Origin of the sequence: Vreelandella halophila (assembly GCF_009856365.1) — a bacterium.
Lineage (GTDB): Bacteria > Pseudomonadota > Gammaproteobacteria > Pseudomonadales > Oleiphilaceae > Halospina > Halospina utahensis_B.
Window position 1 is genome coordinate 158,993 of record NZ_WMEX01000008.1, and the last position, 16,069, is coordinate 175,061.

General features: G+C 59.8%; 14 protein-coding genes. 6 read left to right on the forward strand and 8 right to left on the reverse strand.

The window, feature by feature from the left end:
• Positions 1–8: 8 nt before the first annotated feature.
• From GLW01_RS14030 to GLW01_RS15675, 7 genes are read right to left on the reverse strand one after another with little or no spacing between them, the layout of a single operon-like run.
• Positions 9–1,208, reverse strand: a complete 1,200-nt coding sequence (locus tag GLW01_RS14030; protein ID WP_160899447.1) for a urate hydroxylase PuuD — start codon at positions 1,206–1,208, stop codon at positions 9–11.
• Positions 1,208–2,548, reverse strand: a complete 1,341-nt coding sequence (guaD, locus tag GLW01_RS14035; RefSeq protein ID WP_237416597.1) for a guanine deaminase — start codon at positions 2,546–2,548, stop codon at positions 1,208–1,210. The genes GLW01_RS14030 and guaD overlap by 1 nt, the downstream gene beginning before the upstream one ends.
• Before the next feature lie 5 nt (positions 2,549–2,553).
• Positions 2,554–2,892, reverse strand: coding sequence for a hydroxyisourate hydrolase (gene uraH / locus GLW01_RS14040; RefSeq protein ID WP_160899448.1), 339 nt, complete (start codon positions 2,890–2,892; stop codon positions 2,554–2,556).
• The gene (uraD, locus tag GLW01_RS14045) at positions 2,882–3,400 is read right to left on the reverse strand and encodes a 2-oxo-4-hydroxy-4-carboxy-5-ureidoimidazoline decarboxylase (RefSeq protein WP_160899449.1); all 519 of its coding nucleotides are present in this window, start codon (positions 3,398–3,400) and stop codon (positions 2,882–2,884) included. Before uraD ends, uraH begins: the two co-directional genes overlap by 11 nt.
• Positions 3,397–4,233, reverse strand: coding sequence for a xanthine dehydrogenase accessory protein XdhC (xdhC, locus tag GLW01_RS14050; protein ID WP_202405747.1), 837 nt, complete (start codon positions 4,231–4,233; stop codon positions 3,397–3,399). Before xdhC ends, uraD begins: the two co-directional genes overlap by 4 nt.
• Positions 4,234–4,238: 5 nt before the next feature.
• A complete protein-coding gene (gene xdhB, locus GLW01_RS14055; protein WP_160899451.1) occupies positions 4,239–6,566 on the reverse strand; it encodes a xanthine dehydrogenase molybdopterin binding subunit in 2,328 nt (775 codons plus the stop codon).
• Positions 6,559–8,037 (reverse strand): xanthine dehydrogenase small subunit, encoded by a 1,479-nt coding sequence (locus GLW01_RS15675; protein ID WP_202405748.1) that lies wholly within the window; start codon positions 8,035–8,037, stop codon positions 6,559–6,561. The genes xdhB and GLW01_RS15675 overlap by 8 nt, the downstream gene beginning before the upstream one ends.
• Before the next feature lie 166 nt (positions 8,038–8,203).
• Here GLW01_RS15675 and GLW01_RS14065 point away from each other — a divergent pair, with 166 nt between their 5' ends.
• The 6 genes from GLW01_RS14065 (at position 8,204) to GLW01_RS14090 (ending at position 14,982) form a co-directional block, all read left to right on the forward strand.
• Positions 8,204–9,751 (forward strand): ABC transporter ATP-binding protein, encoded by a 1,548-nt coding sequence (locus tag GLW01_RS14065; protein WP_160899452.1) that lies wholly within the window; start codon positions 8,204–8,206, stop codon positions 9,749–9,751.
• A 175-nt stretch (positions 9,752–9,926) separates the two neighbouring features.
• A complete protein-coding gene (locus GLW01_RS14070; RefSeq protein WP_340162460.1) occupies positions 9,927–10,844 on the forward strand; it encodes an ABC transporter permease in 918 nt (305 codons plus the stop codon).
• Positions 10,841–11,764, forward strand: a complete 924-nt coding sequence (locus tag GLW01_RS14075) for an ABC transporter permease (RefSeq protein WP_160899454.1) — start codon at positions 10,841–10,843, stop codon at positions 11,762–11,764. Before GLW01_RS14070 ends, GLW01_RS14075 begins: the two co-directional genes overlap by 4 nt.
• Before the next feature lie 36 nt (positions 11,765–11,800).
• Positions 11,801–12,877, forward strand: a complete 1,077-nt coding sequence (locus tag GLW01_RS14080; protein ID WP_160899455.1) for a BMP family ABC transporter substrate-binding protein — start codon at positions 11,801–11,803, stop codon at positions 12,875–12,877.
• A gap of 25 nt (positions 12,878–12,902) precedes the next feature.
• Entirely contained in the window at positions 12,903–13,625 is a 723-nt protein-coding gene (locus GLW01_RS14085) for a TetR/AcrR family transcriptional regulator (RefSeq protein ID WP_160899456.1), read from the forward strand.
• Positions 13,618–14,982, forward strand: a complete 1,365-nt coding sequence (locus tag GLW01_RS14090) for an 8-oxoguanine deaminase (protein WP_160899457.1) — start codon at positions 13,618–13,620, stop codon at positions 14,980–14,982. Before GLW01_RS14085 ends, GLW01_RS14090 begins: the two co-directional genes overlap by 8 nt.
• On the opposite strand, the gene GLW01_RS14095 is transcribed toward GLW01_RS14090, so the two are convergent.
• Positions 14,979–16,037 (reverse strand): nucleoside hydrolase, encoded by a 1,059-nt coding sequence (locus GLW01_RS14095; protein WP_160899458.1) that lies wholly within the window; start codon positions 16,035–16,037, stop codon positions 14,979–14,981. The two genes, GLW01_RS14090 and GLW01_RS14095, sit on opposite strands and share 4 nt — an antisense overlap.
• Positions 16,038–16,069: the final 32 nt, after the last annotated feature.

Sequence of the window (16,069 nt, forward strand, 5' to 3'; positions counted from 1 at the left end):
GCTGCCATTTACTGGCTCTGGAGCCACCGGAGCAGTCGGCCGCGCTCCTCCTCGCTCATTTCCGTCTGGTTTCCAAGTGGCATATACCCGGAGCTGATCGCCGTCAGAGATCGGCTCCGGTGGTTGAGCAGGTCTGCCTCCGACTCGAAAACCAGGCCCGCTGGTGGCGCCTGGAACCCTCCCATGGTGGGCTCTCTGGCATGACATCCCGAACAGTGCTCGGCGACCATGGCACTTGCAGAATCACTACTGACCGGCGAGGCAGCCGCACCATCATTCTTTTCGGCGATGCCTGGCCCATGCTCAGCAAAAGCGGTCAGGAGCGCGACACATATCAGCGCCAGCCCGGCTCCAACCAGAACGCCAGGTCGGCTTTGCCCCTGGTGTCGAAGGTTGAAGAAGTGCCGAATCCAGGCCAGCAGAGCACCGACAACCACCAACAAGAACCACGCATACTCACCGCCGTAAAGGAAGGGATAGTGATTGCTCAGCATCGCGAATACGACGGGCAGTGTCAGATAATTGTTATGCGTCGAACGCAGTTTGGCGAAGCGCGCCCGCTCCGGATCAGGCTCCCGTCCCGCACCGACATCCGCGACGAAAGCCTTCTGTGCGGGAATAATGCCCCAAAAAACGTTGCCCGCCATCCAGGTACCGATCAGGGCCCCCATGTGAATGTAGGCAGCACGCGCCGAGAACAGCTGGAAAGCCAGCCAGCTCGCCAGGCTCAGCGTTACCAGTAGCGCCACTGCCAGGGTGCCTGCCCTCCGGCCCAGCGCACTGCGAACGAGGGTCTCGTAGACCAACTGGCCCGCTGCGAGAAAGCAGATGCTGCCAGCAATCGCGGCCGCTGGGGATTGGAGCCAGGTACCGTTTCCAACCAGATAGGACTGGGCCTGGACGTAATAGAGCAGCACGAGCAGCCCGGACCCTGTCAGCCAAGTGGTATAGGCTTCCCATTTGAACCAGTGGAGGGTCTGTGGCATGCGGGGTGGAGCGAGTCGGTACTTGCTGATCTCATAGATACCCCCACCATGGATCGACCAAAGATCCCCCTTAACTCCCCGGTCCCGTTTATTGCGGGGAGGTTCCTCGAGGCTCAGGTCAAGCCAGATGAAGTAGAACGAAGCCCCGATCCAGGCAATGGCAGCTACTACGTGAAAAAGCCGGAATCCTGCATTAAGCCACTCCAACATCATTCCCTGCATCAGGCACTCTCCCGTTCCAGTTGGTCGCGCTGGAAGACAGGCACTCCCTGAATATAGGTCGCGGCAATATTGCGTTCGTCTCCGAGCATCATCAGTGCAAAAAGGACTTCGTCCAGACTCCGTGCCCTTTCCTGGCGCTGTTTCTGGACCTGCGAGACACCAGGATCGACCAGGATGAAGTCAGCCTCCTTCCCCGACTCAAAGTTGCCAATACGATCATCCAGCGCGAGGGTTCGGGCATTGCCGAGCGTGGCCATGTAAAGACCAATCAGTGGGTGCAATGGCTGGCCCTGGATCTGAAGCACCTTGTACGCCTCGGCCAGCGTCTCCAGAAGGGAAAAACTGGTTCCTCCACCGACGTCAGTGGCTACCCCTACCCCAATACCCGCCTCTTCCGTTGCAGCAAGATCGAAAAGGCCACTCCCTAGAAAAAGGTTGGAGGTGGGGCAGAAGGCAATCCGGGATCCTGTCTCCCCCAAACGCCCGCGCTCCCGCTCGCTGAGGTGGATCCCGTGCCCGAAGACACTCCTTGGGCCCAGCAATCCGTAACTATCGTAGACATCCAGATAGTCCCGGGCTTCCGGAAACAGCGACCCAACCCAGGCAATCTCGCCCCTGTTCTCGGACAGGTGCGTCTGGAGATAGACACCCTCGTATTCACGCAGCAGCCGGCCGGCAGCGGCCAGCTGTTCGCGGGAGCTGGTTGGTGCAAACCGCGGTGTAACGGCGTAATCCAGACGTCCCCTTCCATGCCAACGCTCAATCAGACTGCGCGTATCCGCAACCCCGCTGGCCACTGTGTCGCGAAGCCCCTGTGGCGCGTTGCGGTCCATCATCACCTTACCAGCGACCATTCTTAGATTGCGTTCAAGAGCCGCCTCAAAAAATGCCTCCGTAGACTGCGGGAATATGGTCGTATAGACCATCGCCGTTGTGGTACCGCTCTCCAGGAGCAGATCCAGAAATTCACTGGCCCGGATCCGCCCATGCTCAGGGTCCCGGAACGCCTGTTCTGCGGGAAAGGTGTATTGGTTGAGCCAGTCGATGAGCTGTTCCCCGTAGGAAGCAATCACCCCCGTCTGCGGATAATGGATATGCGGGTCAATCAGACCCGGCATCAGCAGCTTGTCGGGGTAATGCTCACACTGCTCGAGTGCCAGGCCCTGCCGACTGAGATCAGCAGCGCTACCCAGGGTTTCGACATGCCCATCACGCACCACAAGCACCCCATCCGGGAAGTATTCATAACCACCGCCTGACACCGGATCCGGCCTTGCCGTAAAGTGCAGTATTGGCGCTCGGAAGACCCTGAACGAAGTGCCCATCTGTTGATGACCCATAAAACTCAACTTCCCCTGTAGGTGGAGTAACCGAACGCATTCATCAGCAGTGGCACGTGATAGTGCTCATCCGGACGCTCAATCCGGAATGCAATCGGTATGCGGGTATAGAAACTGTCTTCACCACGCGCTTTGAACCAGTCACCCACCTCGAACACCAGCTGGTATTCACCGGATACCAGCTCGAAATCGGTGCTCCACTCGTCGACCCGTCCATCAGGATTCGTGGTGGCCTGAGACAGAACCCCACCATCGGGGCCGTAGAGCACAACAGTGACACCAGCCGCCGGGCGTCCTGTGCCCAGATTGAGAACATGGGTGCTGATGGAGGCTTTACTCGTCATGACCTTCTCCCGTGTCCGACAGAGCCCGCTGAAGGCGCAATTGATTGATGGCGCCCTGCTCCCGGGCTCCATTGATGATTTCGGTACCCGTGGGGTTATCGATCCGAGCCTTCAGGGCGGCAAGCATCTCGTCTGCCGACTTGCCGGTGGCGCAGATAATGAAGATGAAGCCGTGGCGCTGTTCGTACAGCAGGTTGAGTTCGTACAACTGCTCAAGCGTTGCCTCACTGGTCTCCAGGACCTGACCCTGTTCATGGCCTGTTGCACCAGAGAACTTTTCACGCAACGCTTCCATATCGCCAATACGGGCATGCCCGGAAAACGCCTCCAGAATCTCGGCTCGCGACGACTGGGACCAAAACTCGTCGGCCTTATCCAGCAGGCTCGCGATGCTGGCGAAGGGTCTGGCGAGTACCATGCGGGTTGCCCACCGCTCGCAATGGCAGCATTCATGAAACATGTCGAATGCCGCCCTTTGAGTAAGTACGTTGAGTTCATCCAGGGTCATTCCATTTGCTCTCCGTTCAGGACCGACTTGATCTCTCTCCAGGTCGTGGAAACGCCTGTTGGGCGTTCATGCCTCTGGTAGTAAAGCGACTGCAGCTGAGCAGCGATGGAAACCGCTACTTCCATGGGGTATTTGCCCTCGACACCTTCCAGACCAATAGGGCACTGGATACGACGTATCGCCTCGCCACTGAACCCTTCACGCGATAATCTGGCTCGGAACCGCTCAGCCTTGGTCCGCGAGCCGATCAGGCCCGTGAATGACCATCGATAGTCGGTAAGCAACCGACAGCAAAGGGAAAAGTCCAGGCCGTGATCATGGGTCAACACGATTACCCAGGTGTTATCAGGGAGGGTATCCAGTGCGCTCACGGGATTGTCGTCGATGGCCATGCGGGCATTGGGAGGCATCGATTCAGGCGCCAGCTCAGGCCTTGAGTCCACTACGGTAACCTGGCAAGGGAGACCAGCCAGGATGCCCAACAATGCCTGCCCCACATGCCCGGCCCCAAATACAGCCACCTGCCAGTCCCGGCAAGGAATGCACTCAAGCATGACCGTCAGATTGCCACCGCAGCACTGCGCCGCCTGGGCTCCCAACGGAAAGGGCTCCAGACGCTGACAGCCCTGACCCGCCGCCAGCAGTTCCCTGGCTCTCTGCGTCACCAGCAACTCGAATCGACCCCCTCCGATGGTGTCGTAGGTCTGATCCGCAGTGATCACCATCTTGCTTCCGCCATCACGGGGAGTTGATCCCTGAGTATTGACCACGGTTGCGATCACATAGGCATGGCCAGCGTGCATGCACTGGGTTATGGCCTGATGCCAGGACATGACATTCATCCGTGCCCCCCTGAGTGCCCTTCCAGATTGAAGGTCTCGCACTCCCTCAAGGCCCAGTAAACACGCTCCGGTGTGGCAGGTGTATCAAGCCTAGGGCTGAAACGATAACGGGTGGTGGCGGCACAGGCGTCTCTCAGAGCCGCCCAGACCGAGATGGCCAGCATGAGCGGCGGCTCACCAACTGCCTTGGACAGGTAGATGGTCTCCTCATTGTTCGGCCGGTCGTAGAGGGAAACCCTGAAATCCGCCGGTACGTCGCCGGCAGTCGGTATCTTGTAGTTGGACGGGCTGTTGGAAATGACGCGGCCCTGGTTGTCCCAGAGGAGCTCCTCTGTGGTCAGCCACCCCATACCCTGGACGAATCCTCCTTCGATCTGGCCAATATCAATGGCCGGATTCAGGGAATCACCCACATCGTGCAGGATATCCACCCTTTCCACCCGATACTCACCGGTCGCGGTGTCCACCGTTACCTCGGAGACCGCAGCGCCATTGGCGTAGTAGAAAAAGGGCCTGCCCTTGCCCTCCTCGCGGTTATAGTGAATCTTTGGGGTCCGGTAGAAGCCGGTCGCGAACAGCGGGACCCTGTGGGTATAGGCAAGCTCGGCAAACTCGCCCAGCGTCCACTCCCGTTCCCCGATCACGACAAGCCCTCGCTCAAATCTCACAGCATCAGGCTCAACCCCGAATTCTGAAGCGGCAAACTCACAGAGCACTCCCCTGACCCGTTGGCAGGCATCCCGAGCCGCCATGCCATTGAGATCGCTCCCCGAGGAGGCCGCCGTAGCCGAGGTGTTGGGAATCTTGTCGGTCCGGGTCGAGGTCACCATCACCTGGTCTCGAGAAACCCCGAACTCGGAGGCGACCACCTGCTGGACCTTGGTGAACAGGCCCTGCCCCATCTCCGTGCCACCGTGATTGATCATCAGGCTGCCGTCGGTATAAAGCTGCAGCAGAGCGCCCGCCTGATTAAGATGCTTGACCGTAAATGAAATCCCAAACTTCACCGGCGTCAGAGCCAGCCCCTTCTTCAGATAGCGATGTTTCTGGTTGAACGCCTCGATCCCGGCCCGGCGACCGCGGTAGTCCGAGTCCGCTTCAAGCCGCTCCACCAGTTCCGGCAACACATGCTGCTCTACCGTCTGGCCGTAAGGGGTTTCATCCCGCCCGGGCGAATAAAGGTTCCGTTTCCGGACATCCAGCGGATCCTGGCCGGTGGCGCGCGCAATGTCCTCGATTACGGTTTCAATCGCCATCATGCCCTGGGGTCCGCCGAACCCACGGAAGGCGGTGTTCGAGACCGTATGGGTACGACATCGCAGCCCCTCGATTCGCGCTGTGTTGAGGAAATAGGCGTTGTCCGCGTGAAACATGGCGCGGTCCACGATTCCCTGGGAAAGATCCGCGGAATAGCCACATTTGCCGGCGAGCATCAGGTCAAGCCCATGGATCACCCCCTGATCATCGAACCCGACGCTCCAGCGGTTCAGGAAATCATGACGCTTACCGGTCTGAACCATGTCATCACGGCGAGGCATCCGATAACGCACCGACCGCCCGAGACGATGGGCGAACAGGGCCGTCATGCAGGCGATCGGTCCCGCCTGGGTTTCCTTGCCGCCGAAACCGCCTCCCATACGCCGGACCTCCGCTACGACCCGGTTAAAAGGGATATCGAGGACCTCCGCGACCAAATGCTGGATCTCGGTCGGATGCTGGGTGGAAGCGATCACGTGAATGCCCCCATCCTCGGTAGGCTCCGCCTGACCAACCTGCCCCTCCAGATAGAAATGTTCCTGGCCACGGACATAGAGCTCACCGTTAAGACGCTGGGGAGCCGCCGAGATCTCAGCGGAAACGTCGCCCATACGCATCTCATGGGGTGGAAGTACGTGCGCATCGGCCGCCAGCGCGTCCTCGATTGATAGCTGCGCCGGCAGCGGTTCATAGCCGATCCGGGCTTCGGCCACCGCGCGCTGTGCCACCTCCATACTGACCGCGGCGACCGCGAATACGGGCTGCCCAACGAACTCGACTACCTCTCCAGCCAGCAGGGGATCACCGTCGAATACTGGTGCGACATCCACCTTTCCCGGAATATCCGCCTGGGTGACAACATCGAGCACGCCCGGGTAGCGCCGCACATGCTCAAGGTCCAGATGCGTGATCCGGGCATGCGGGTGGGGTGATTTGCCCGTGGCGATGTGAGCCATTCCCGGCATCACCGGCAGATCATCGATGTAGCGGGCGCTGCCACAGACGTGTTTGCGCGCAGACTCGTGGGGGGAGGCTTTGCCAGCCGCCCTTTCCGGTTGCTCAGCCATGATGATGCAGCTCCTCTTTGGGTTCCTCGCCGCTGGCAAATGATTTGAGCCCGCGACAGGCGCGGCCAAACAGGCTGGCAGCCATCACCCGGCGATAGTCGGCGGAGGCCCGCACATCCCCAATGGGTGAGAACGTTTCATTCAACTCGGCACAGGCCCGCTCTATCGTGAGGTCGTCCAACGTCGGAATCGCAGTTCCTCCATAATTGATCACCTGCTCACATCGCCAGGCCCGTGCCGGCACCGCCGCCATACCGCCGTAGGCCACGCGCAGCCCGGTTTCGGCATCCCACAGAAAAGCCCCCATGACGGTCGTGATGTCATCCTCGTAACGCTTTGAGAGCTTGTGCAGGCGAAGCCACTGACCGGGCCGAGGCCGATCGATCCGTACCAGGGCGATGTACTCACCCGGCTGCAGTGTTGTCTGCTTGTAGTCCTGGTAGAATTCACACAGAGGTTCACTTCGGCTGTTTCCCCTGGCATCCCGGATCACCAGCTCGGCATCCATCACCAGCAGAAACGGGGGCATATCAGCAATGGGGGAGGCATTGCCGATATTCCCGCCGATGGTCCCGCGATTACGGATCTGTCGGGACCCCAGACGCTCAAGCATTCGGACCAGCTCAGGTGCAATGTCCGCAAACGCGGTCTCCATCTCCGTGTAGGTGACAGCCGCGCCTATATCGATGTGCTCCGGGCCGAGCTCGATTCTCCGCAACGACTCGATCCGGTTGAGATCAATAAGCTTGGGTAAGCGCCTGAAAAGCTGGGTGTGCTCCAGCATCAGGTCGGTTCCCCCTGCCACCAGCCGCGCCTCGGGGTTAGCCGACAGAAGACGTTGGAGTTCGGCTTCTGTCCCCGGCTGCCAGAACGAACACGGCTCGTTTGGGGTTTCCATGCTGCCCGATAACGGTGCACCACTCACCGGCTCTGTTCCATTCCTGGTCAAAAAGTCAGGATTGTTGAGAGCTCGTATTCCGGCTTCAACAATCGGTCGATAGCCGGTACAACGACACAGGTTCCCGGAGATGGCATCCAGAACCGCCCGCCGGGGATCTTCCGGCATCCCCCTTTCCAGTGTCTCTGAGTGAAGCGCGGCCAACGACATCACGAACCCCGGCGTACAGAAACCGCATTGGGAGCCGTCGCATGCCACCATGGCTTCCTGAACCGGATGAAGCTCTCCGTGGACGCCATCGCCACCCAGACCTTCTACGGTTGTAACAGACTGATCTCTAAGACTTTCAACAGGGCATATGCAGCTATTCACCGTGTAAGAACGGGGTTTTTCCCCACGTTCATCATGGACCATGACGGTGCAGGCGCCACAGTCTCCAGACGCGCATCCCTCCTTTGTCCCGGTCAGCCCACACTGGTTCCTGAGAAATGCCAGAAGTGTCCTGTCCGGGGCTTCATCGCCGCTGTCGTATAGGCGGTTGTTGACCTTGAGGCGCACGAAACGATCCCCCACGCAATGATTCCAATCGCAGTCTCATGACTGTTTTCCATCCTCTGCTTTGCAAATTTTTGGCCAACTAGACAGGTTATTAAAAAAGACTTCCGGGACAGATGATGCGAAGAAGCTGGCACATAGATTGCTTCCAGAACCGGAGTGTATTGTCCTGGTGGTCAGTTTTATGGGAGCAACAGCATCGAGACGTCTGGAGTTGGTCGGCATCGCCAAGGCCTACCCTGGCTGCATTGCCAACGACCGGGTGGAAATGACCGTAAAACCCGGTGAGATCCACGCCCTGGTGGGAGAGAACGGCGCGGGTAAGAGTACCCTCATGAAGATCATCTACGGGGTGGTCAAACCCGATGCCGGCCAGCTCATCTGGAACGACCGTGAAACCCTGATCGAGGGGCCGGCTCATGCACGCAGGCTCGGCATGGGCATGGTCTTCCAGCATTTCTCACTTTTCCAGACCCTGACCGTGACAGAGAACATCGCTCTTTATCTTCCGCGGCAGGAATACGGCTCTCTCCGCCGCCTCCGCGACAGGATCCTGAGCGTTGGCGAGGCGTACGGGCTTGATATCAATCCTGACCGGCATGTCCATACGCTCTCGGTCGGGGAGCAGCAACGCGTAGAGATTGTGCGCTGCCTGCTGCAGGAGATCCAACTGCTGATTCTGGACGAGCCCACGGCCGTGTTGACGCCTGGCGAAGTTACTCACTTGGTGAAAGTACTCAAGCAGCTGGCGAGTGAGGGCTGCAGCATTCTGTTCATCTCCCACAAGCTGGAGGAAGTCAGAACGCTCTGCGACCGCGCCACCATCCTGAGAGGCGGCAGAGTAACGGGTAGTTGCACCCCGGCGGAGACGACCTCGGAGCAGATATCACGCATGATGCTGGGTGACGACCTGCATATTGAGAAAAGCATGGGGGTGGGCGCACCGGGTGACGACAGCCTCTCACTTGAAGGGGTATCCGTCTCACCTGGAGGAGCATTCGCCATTGCGCTCCACAGCATCGACCTCACGCTCCGGGCCGGCGAAATCACCGGTATTGCAGGGGTAGCCGGAAATGGTCAGGACGAACTTGTTGACCTCATCAATGGTGAACTTGCCCCTGACGCAGGCAAGCTGCTTTTGGATGGTCGGGATATGACTGCCGAAGGCGTCCTGGCCCGGCGACGGGCCGGCCTTGCGACCGTTCACGCGGACCGGCTCGGACGCGGCTCGATAGGGGCCATGTCCCTCACTGAGAACCGGCTCCTCACAGCTTATGTCACGGATTCCGACGCCCACGGTTTTCTCCATTGGCGACCACTGACGGAGCGTACACGGGAGTTGATCCAGAATTACCAGGTCAAAGCATCCGGGCCTGATGACACGGCAGCCAGTCTTTCCGGAGGCAATCTCCAGAAATTCATCATCGGGCGTGAAATCGCCCAAGCGCCGAAGGTGCTTGTCTGCTTCTACCCCACCTGGGGAGTGGATGTGGGTTCCGCCAACCGGATCCATGTGGAGCTGGCGCGGTTGCGTGATGAGGGCACGGCCATCCTGATCCTTACAGAAGACCTGGACGAACTCTATCTGCTTTGCGATCGCGTGGGCGCCATCTGTGGCGGCCAGCTTTCTCCTTTGAAACCCGGCCATGAGGTATCGATGGAAACCCTGGGTCAGTGGATGGCGGGGACGTTCAGCGCCCCACAGACACAGGGAGTCCAAAATGCGCATTGAAGCCCGCCCAACCCCATCACCTACAATGCGCTACCTTTCTCCGTTACTCGCTCTCGGGCTGACACTCATAACCGGCGCCGCCATTTTTAGCGCCCTTGGAAAAGCGCCTCTCGCCAGCCTGCATGCGTTTTTCATAGAACCGGTTTCGACGGTTTATGGGCTGTCAGAGCTTTTCGTGAAAGTGACTCCCCTACTGCTCTGTGCAACCGGCCTGACACTGTGTTTCCGAGCCAAGGTCTGGAACATCGGGGCTGAGGGCCAGTTCGTTTTCGGTGCCCTGATCGCGGGCGCGGTCTCGCTTCAGCTTGCCGATCACCAGGGGTTCTGGGTCCTCCCGGTAGTGATCGCAAGTGGGGTGCTCGCGGGCATGGCCTGGGCTGGGATCGCCGCCCTACTACTGACCCGGTTCCGGGCCCACGAAATCCTGACCACCATCATGCTCAACTACATCGCCATACAACTTCTTCTCTGGAGTGTGCATGGTCCCCTCAAAAGCCCCTCGGGCTATAACTTCCCGGAGTCGGAACTGTTCAGCCCCCAGACTCTGCTGCCGACACTCTGGGGTCAATACCGGGTCACGATCGCCATATTCATCGCCCTTCTCATGCTGGCGGTGGTCTGGACGGTCCTGAACCGAACACTTCTTGGCTACCAGACACGGGTTATGGGCGAGAACCGCCAGGCTGCCCGCTTCGCTGGATTCAACGGCAACCGGTTGATCTGGGTACTATTGCTTTTCAGCGGCGGTATGGCGGGAATGGCGGGCGTTTCCGAAGTCAACGGCCCGGTTGGGCAACTAACCACCAACCTGGCGCTGGGCTACGGCTACACGGCCATCATTATCGTGTTCATGGGCCGGATGCACCCGCTGGGGGTACTGCTTGCGAGCCTGTTGCTCGGCCTAACCTATCTTGGCGGCGAGAATGCCCAGATGACACTGGGGCTGCCAAAATCGATCACCGGCGTCTTTCAGGGGCTTCTCCTGTTCTTCCTGCTGGCCTGCGACTTCCTGATCTCCCATCGGATTGTACTGACGCCGATGCGGGGTCATCGGCCCTCCAACACCTCGACCCGGGAGGTGACGAGCTCATGAGTATGGACATCATCGAGAACATCCTGTTCGCCACTATACGAACCGGAACGCCCCTACTCCTGGTAGCACTGGGTGCCATGATTTCAGAACGCAGCGGTGTGCTGAACCTCGGGCAGGAAGGCATGATCCTGGTAGGCGCTGTCTGCGCCTTCATCGGCGCCTACACAACCGACAGCCTGCTCATCGGAGTAGCCAGCGGGCTCGCCTCCGGTGCCCTCTTCTCACTGATTTTCGCGGTCATTGCAATCAGCCTCGTGTCCAGTCAGATCGCCACCGGCCTGGCACTTACCATCTTCGGAACCGGCCTCAGCGCCTTCCTTGGCGTCGACTACGTTGGCCTGTCCATCGACGGTCTCGACGAGCAGCCGATCCCGCTGCTCCACAGTATTCCGCTGATCGGCAAGGCTTTCTTCGCCCAGGACCTGCTCGTTTACGGTGCTTTCATCCTTTTCGCCTCCATCTATTACGTCATGAGCCGCACGCGCCTGGGGCTGATCATCCGTGCAGTCGGCGAAGCCCCAGCGGTCGCCCACAGCATGGGCTACCGGGTTATCCTGGTGCGCTACGCAACGGTGATGTTCGGCGGCGCCATGGCGGGCCTCGGTGGCGCGTACCTGTCCCTGGCCTATACCCCGATGTGGACGGAGGGCATGTCGGCAGGGCGTGGCTGGATCGCTCTGGCACTGGTTGTTTTTGCAAGCTGGCGCACCGAACGGGTCCTGATCGGAGCCTGGCTTTTCGCCTTCGCCAGCATCCTTCACCTGGTCCTACAGGGTTTCGGATACGACATCTCTCCGAACCTACTGGCCATGCTCCCGTATCTGGCCACCATCATCGCCCTGGTCATGATGATGCAGCGCGCAGGCACCGCGCAGCTCGCGCCCCGTTCGCTGGGGCAACCTTACTACCCACAGAATTAGGCTGCTCAAAACAACCGACTTACGGAGGATCACCCGATGAAAGCACCCACCCTTATCAGCCTGGGCCTGAGCGCGGCGCTGGCCCTCAGCAGTCCCCTGCACGCCGCAGAGGATCCCCTCAAAGTAGGCTTTGTCTATGTCAGCCCCATCGGTGACGCCGGCTGGACCTACATGCACGACCGCGCCCGCAAGATCGTCGACAAGGAATTCGGCGACCGGGTCGAAACCACCTATGTGGAGAGCGTTTCAGAGGGCTCAGACTCGCAGCGGGTCATCCGCAACCTCTCCGCCAATGGCCATGACCTCATATTCACCACCTCCTTCGGCTACATGAACCCAACCCTCCGGGTAGCCCGGCAGTTCCCCAATGTGCGTTACGAACACGCCACGGGTTATAAAACGGCGGAGAATGTCGGGAACTATCAGGCACGCGCCTATCAGGGTCGCTATCTGGCAGGCATGGCGGCTGGAGCCATGACCGAGACCGACACCATCGGCTATGTCGCTGGATTCCCAATCCCCGAGGTACTGCGCGGCATTAACGCATTCACTCTTGGCGTCCGGGAAGTGAATCCGGACGCCTCTGTAAGCGTCTCCTGGATCAACTCCTGGCATGACCCGGCCAAGGAGCGTGAGTCCGCAGCCAGCCTCATCCGTCAGGACGCGGACGTGCTGACCATGCACGCGGACTCCCCTGCGGTCGTGCAGGCGGCCCAAGACGAAGGAGTCTACGGCATCGGTTACAATTCAAACATGAAATCCTATGGCCCGGACGCTCATCTCACATCGGTAATGATGCACTGGGAACCGATCTACCAGGAAAAGATTCAGGCGGTGCTGAATGACAGCTGGGAGCCCGAATCAATCTGGTACGGGCTCTCCGAAGGCGTTGTCAAAATGGCTCCTATGCACTCGGATATCCCGGAAGCCGTTGTTGAACGGATCAATACACATCGTGACGCCCTGATCAACGGCGACCGGGAGGTCTTCCAGGGTCCCATCAACAATCAGGATGGCGAGGAGATCGTTGCGAAAGGCGATGCGCTGAAGGATCAACAACTGCTTGAAATCAACTGGTATGTTGAGGGCATTGAGGGCAAACTTCCGAACTGACAGCCACTAACAAAACGGATAGTCGATGCTGGAACGCAGAAAGGAATTCGATCCCAATGAGACCCCAACCGGCAAGTATCGGGCGGGGCGGATCCGTGACCGCAACCTGACTAACATCATCACGGCAGCCGAAGAGGAGTTCGTGCGCCAGGGGTATACCGGGACAAGCATCCAGGCGGTCGCTGACCGGGCCGGTATCCCCAAAGCCAACGTACATTACTACTTCAAGCGCAAGTCCTATCTCTACATCGCCGTCATTGAGAAACAGGTCAGGCTCTGGAACGACCTTCTGGATGAAGTCCGTGTAGAGGATGACCCCGCAACCGTTCTGGACAGCTTCATCCGACGGAAGGTGGAGCTGTCTTACACGCACCCCCGGGCGTCCAAACTCTTTGCCATGGAAGTCATTCAGGGCGCGCCTCATCTGCGTGACTACATGCGGACCCAGATGCGCCAGTGGGTCCGGGACAAGGTCAGTGTGATGGAAACCTGGATGGAACAGGGCCGCATGGACCGCGTGGACCCGATGTATCTGATCTTCCTGATATGGGCCTCTACCCAGCACTATGCTGACTTCGACATCCAGGTCCTCACCATCATGAACCGGGCCGAATACGAGCCAGACATGATCGAGGGGATCGCCGATTTCCTGAGCCAGATCATCCTGCGCGGATGCGGACTGGAACCACCCCAGCACGGAGGCCCTACCCTCTCCATCCATCAGGAGGGCAGTGGCAGCCATGACTGAGACCCTATGGCTGCGACACCCGGCGGTATGCTGGACGGGCAATGGGGCCAATGCCGATAACGGCCTGGTCGTTGAGGGCAGTCGAATCCGGGAACTCGTGCCAGCCGGACATGAGCCCTCTGGCCACTATGCACACACCTTCGACGCGTCAGGTCATGTCCTGCTGCCAGGGCTGATCAACACCCACCATCACTTCTACCAGACGCTAACCCGGGCCTTGCCGCGCGCCCTGAACAAGCCCCTGTTTCCGTGGCTGGAAAGTCTTTACCCCGTCTGGGCGAATCTGGACGACGACGCGATCCACGCTGCAACAGAACTGGCGTTGTCGGAACTGCTGCTGTCAGGCTGTACGACCGCAGCGGACCACCATTACGTCTTCAGCCAGCTGATACCTCGCGCCATTGATGTCCAGGTGGCTGCGGCAAAACGTATGGGCGCCCGCGTGACACTGACACGAGGTTCCATGAGTTTTGGGGAGCTGGCCGGCGGGCTCCCCCCGGAGAGTGTGATCGAGCCCGAGCCGGTCATTCTTTCGGAAAGCGCGCGATTGATTCGTGCCTATCACGACCCCGATCCGGAGGCGCTGTGCCGGATTGCCCTTGCCCCCTGCTCCCCGTTCTCCGTGACGCCGGAGTTGATGCGGGACACAGCCAATCTGGCCGAAGAACACGATGTGTTATTGCATACCCACCTGGGAGAGACCCGGGATGAGACCGACTTCTGCATCCAGTCCCATGGTCAGCGCCCCCTCGATTACCTCGAGGATGTGGGCTGGCTGACCCCACGCACCTGGCTCGCGCACGGAATCCACTTCACTGACGACGAAATCCGACGTATCGCCGACTCGGGGACGGCCGTGTGCCATTGCCCCACTTCCAATATGCTGCTGGGATCCGGTCATTTTCGAGGATGCGACATGCACCGTGCAGGCGTGCGGGTGGGACTCGGCGTGGATGGCTCAGCGTCCAACGACGGTTCCAATATGATTCAGGAGGCGCGCCAGGCGATGCTGATGCAGAAGCTCACCTATGGCGCAGACCAGTTCAGTCACCTGGACGCGCTCGCCCTGGCCACCAGCGGGGGTGCCCAACTCCTGGGCCGCCCGGAACTGGGCCAACTAGCCCCCGGGAAACAGGCGGATCTGGCGCTGTTCAGCCTGGATGAACCCCGTTTCTCGGGCCACGCCGATCCCCTGGCGGCCCTACTGCTCTGCGGCGCCCACAGGGCCGATCACGTCATGGTGGGTGGGCAATGGAAAGTCCGCCATGGCGGGCTCGTGGATCATGACATCCAAGAGATCATGGCGCGCCACAAGCAGGCCGCGGAGCGCCTCATCCGGCGCGCCGCTCCAGCCTAATCCGCATAGGCGTTGTTCAAAACACGTCGAAAACCACGGAAGACCCGTTCCGGATCCGTCTCAAGGCAGACTGTCACCGGCGACGCGGCTGGCTCGGGAAACAGTGTGCCAGCGGTCGCCGCATCAAGATGGGAACGAGGCTTCCCGTCCCAGCGCCTGTTGGGCATGGCCGGATCCGTTGTCTGCTGCCAGGGCACTTCCGTGGTTTCCTGGACGACACCCAGACGATGGGTATCGCCGCGACAGAGACTCGGGTCCATCGCGGTCATAGCCGCGAGAACATCCCAGAAATAATATTCGCCGGATTCAATGAACCAGTCGTTGACCTCCAGGACCTGAGCCCAGAACTCAGCGGACTCCGTAGTGACAGAGCTCTCAAAGCGCTTGGCGAACCCGGGCGTCACCCGAACCTGATTGGTGACATCAAGCCCAACCAGAACGGTTGGAAGATCCGCCTGCAGAACCCTGTCGGCAGCGACCGGGTCGACAAAGAAGTTCCATTCCGCGCTCGTATTCGGGTGCCCATCCGTAAACCCGGGCACAATGATGTTGCCTGGCACATCCAGATTGCCGCCCATGATGACCAGCTCAGCCACTTTGTCATGATCGCCCGGGTAACGCTCAAGCCACCGGGCGATGTTCGTGAGCGTTCCCGTCGCGACCAGTGTGACCGGCTCCGAAGCCTCCCGGATAACCTCATGGATCACCTCATGCGCCGCGCGGCTGTCTGGTTCACGCTCCGACCCCGGCAACGCCACCCCGGAGAGTGTATCCGAGTCCTGTCGCCATGCTTCGGGAAACACAGAGTAACCATCCAGAGGGGCACTGTCCCCACAGGCAACCGGTATATCCCCTGGCCCATCCCCCGGCAGATCCAGTAACCGCAGGGTGTTCTCAAGCCCCGGCTCACAGTGGGACTCCCCGCTAGCCGCTATGGTGACGGCCTGCACCTCCGCATCCGGGTGATGAAGGAGATACAGCAGGGCGGCCCAGTCATCAATGGCCATGTCGTTGTCCAGGATTACCGGTTTCGCACCAGCGCTGAGGGCCACCATCAAAAATCCAGCACAACACCATCCTTTTAGCA